The organism is Morganella morganii H1r, from assembly GCF_000633515.1.
Classification (GTDB): Bacteria; Pseudomonadota; Gammaproteobacteria; order Enterobacterales; family Enterobacteriaceae; genus Morganella; species Morganella morganii_B.
This window is the reverse complement of the sequence record NZ_AYMP01000102.1, coordinates 1-2,705: the sequence shown is the minus strand read 5'-3', so window position 1 is coordinate 2,705 and position 2,705 is coordinate 1. Positions and strand designations below refer to the sequence as shown.

Here is a 2,705-nt window from a genome sequence, read left to right as displayed (position 1 = left end):
CGCTCCGGCGGGTTTTTTAATGGGGAAATATCATGGTAACAACAAAAATGGTGTTAAACATCAACACCACTGAGATACAAAGTCAGATTAGCGATTTAAGCAATGCGTTATCGTCTGCCTATGGTTCGCTTGAGGCTGTTCCGGATGAGGTCATCAGCCGCATCCTTGACAGATTTAACCTGGCAAGCGGCGATATCATCTGCCGTCATGGTGTGGCCACAACCGGAACAGATGGCTCCCTCGTAATCCCCTCTGCCCCGCGCTTCGGAATCGATTTCGAAAGACTCATTTCCGCAGTCAGGGCAGGAGAGTTTAACGCTGACATTAATGTTCATTAATTATCCTCACTTTGTTTAAGGGATAACCAGAATATACGAACGTCAGTAAGTTCATACCTGACAAATGATCAGCTATAAGGCAAAAATTGATGATTATCGACTATCCTGACTGGCTTCCTCTGGCACAGAAGTCAGACAAAAACATGACCATCGACACCGGTTACATGACAGATCAGCCGCAGGTCGGCGCGCCGATATTCCAGAAACTGACCGATGACCTGAAAACCACATGGAACGTCACCTGGATATTCACACTGGCGCAGGAGCGGGCGTTTGCTCAGTGGCTGCGACATCCCGATTATCTGGATAACTGCACCCGCTGGTTCCGGATGAAAATCGATATCGGCGGCAGCGGGCTACAGGAGCAGGAGTTACATTTCACATCCTATCCGGTACAGACCAGCGTCAACGGCGCATCGGTAACATGGACTGGTCAGGTTATCTGTAAAAACCTGCATAATGATGATGACGAGTTTGGTGATGTGATTATTGAATTCCCGCCGCCGTTCGGGAGTTGGCTGGATGTCATTGTTACTGAAACGCTGCCACGGCGTGAGGAGGGATAATGCCTACATTGCGTGAGTTCCGAGCACAACGACCAAACCGCATCCTCTACGAAACCCTCCAGTTATCACACCCGGCATTCGGTGATATTTATCTGATCACTTACCAGATTTACCCGAAGATGCTCGGCGGGATTGAATACCTGCCGTGCAACTTTGAGATGTCTGAAAGCCAACAGAGCAAAACACCGATCATTGACGCCAGTGTGAAATTCAGTCGCGTGGCTTATGAGTTTAAGCAGAAGCTGAAAGCGTGGCGGTCATATTCACGGATGGTGCCGGTCGAGGTGACGTACCGGCTGTTTGATGAAGCCGATAAAGGGACCGCAATCGTGCGCTGGAACCTGTTTGCGAAAGATATCTCACTGGATGCGGAAGCGGTATCAATGACACTTTCGATGACCAATCCGCTGAATAAAAATATCGGCCGCATTTATGAGCCGCAGGAGTGGCCGGGGCTGGAGGCCGTATGACGACAGACGAATTTACAGACAGAATGATCGGGGTTCCGTGGGTTAACCGGGCTTGTTCATTTACTGCGTGTGACTGTTGGGGGCTGGTGACGCTCTATTACCGGTCCGTTGTCGGCACTGAAATTCATCACGACAGCGGTTATGAATCTGACAGTGATTTTATGACCTGTTATCAAAATGAGGTGAATTTCTGGAAGCCGGAAGAACATCCGGTAAGTGGCGGGATATTTGTGGCCTATAACGGGTCGGTACCGGTTCATGTCGGCGTTGTGCTCGGCGGGATGGTTTTGCACAGCCGGGGAGATAACGGACATGTCCGCCTGGACAGATTACTGACCATTCAGCGGATATACAGCAAAGTGGAGTTTATGACTTATGCCGGTAATTGAAATTCAACGCCTGCCGGGAACACCGAAAGAGAGAGTCGAAGTAAAATCCGGCTCTCTTTTTTTTGACTGGCTGAAAGAACAGAATATCAGCAGTGATGTTGTGATCATGGTCAATGGTGTGCAGCTGACTGATAGCGACAGCCTTGATTTTGTTGTCTCTGAATTGCATCACATTCAGGTGTTTGATCAGCCGAAAGGTGGTGCCATCGGAGATTTGCTGAGCCCGGTATTTAAACTGGTGACGAAGGTATTCTCCTTTCTGGCTCCGAAAACGCCGTCATTCACATCTGCGGATGCAAACGTAAAAGACAGCCCGAATAACCGGCTCACAGGACAAACAAACGTTGCGCGAACCTATCAGGCCCGTCCGGAAATTCACGGTCAGGTGAGGGCATATCCGGATCTGATTCAGCAATCGCTGTTTGAGTACATAGATAACAAGAAAAAAGTCACAGAGTGGATGAACTTCGGTATCGGTAAGTTTGATATCGAAAACGTAAAATACTCGGAATCAGAATTAACCGCGCTGGACGGTGCGAGTTATCAGATATTTCAGCCGGGTGAGAATATCCCTGAGATATTTGAAGGATTCGAGTTTCATGATGTTGACGGTCAGGAAGTGCCGGGCCCGAATGAAAGTGACGAGATTCCGCAGTATCAGGCAACGGCGAATGAGGTCATATCAGGCGAGATAAAGGGCGGAGAGGCAATGATTAAAATCGCCAGACAGGATGAGTTCGACTATTTCTATGACATCATAAAGCCGCGATCAGTGTCGATTATTGTCAGTGTGTCGTATAACACGCCAACAACGCCGATCACAAAAGATATCAAAGTTTATGCCTATTTGTCTGAAGTGAAAAAAAGTGATGACGGGTCGCTCATACTTCCGAAAAAGTATTATGAATTTTTCTTCACCGATCTTGCAGGCAATGAATTAGC

Annotated in this window: 4 protein-coding genes and 1 pseudogene; all 5 read left to right on the top strand. The window is 48.2% G+C overall.

The annotated features are described in order from the left end of the window. Positions 1 to 32 precede the first annotated feature (32 nt). Positions 33 to 338 carry a hypothetical protein gene (locus U868_RS0123140; RefSeq protein ID WP_025155350.1) on the top strand — a complete coding sequence of 102 codons (306 nt, stop codon included), beginning with the start codon at positions 33 to 35 and terminating at the stop codon, positions 336 to 338. 89 nt (positions 339 to 427) lie between these two features. Then, complete coding sequence (locus U868_RS0123135) at positions 428 to 904, top strand: hypothetical protein (protein ID WP_430623545.1); 477 nt, start codon at positions 428 to 430, stop codon at positions 902 to 904. Continuing rightward, positions 904 to 1,374 carry a DUF1833 family protein gene (locus U868_RS0123130; RefSeq protein WP_025155348.1) on the top strand — a complete coding sequence of 157 codons (471 nt, stop codon included), beginning with the start codon at positions 904 to 906 and terminating at the stop codon, positions 1,372 to 1,374. The genes U868_RS0123135 and U868_RS0123130 overlap by 1 nt, the downstream gene beginning before the upstream one ends. Further along, positions 1,371 to 1,763, top strand: a complete 393-nt coding sequence (locus U868_RS0123125) for an NlpC/P60 family protein (protein ID WP_025155347.1) — start codon at positions 1,371 to 1,373, stop codon at positions 1,761 to 1,763. Before U868_RS0123130 ends, U868_RS0123125 begins: the two co-directional genes overlap by 4 nt. Continuing rightward, a pseudogene (locus tag U868_RS0123120) lies at positions 1,750 to 2,705 on the top strand (phage tail protein); the annotation flags it as partial. The gene U868_RS0123125 and the pseudogene U868_RS0123120, both read left to right, overlap by 14 nt.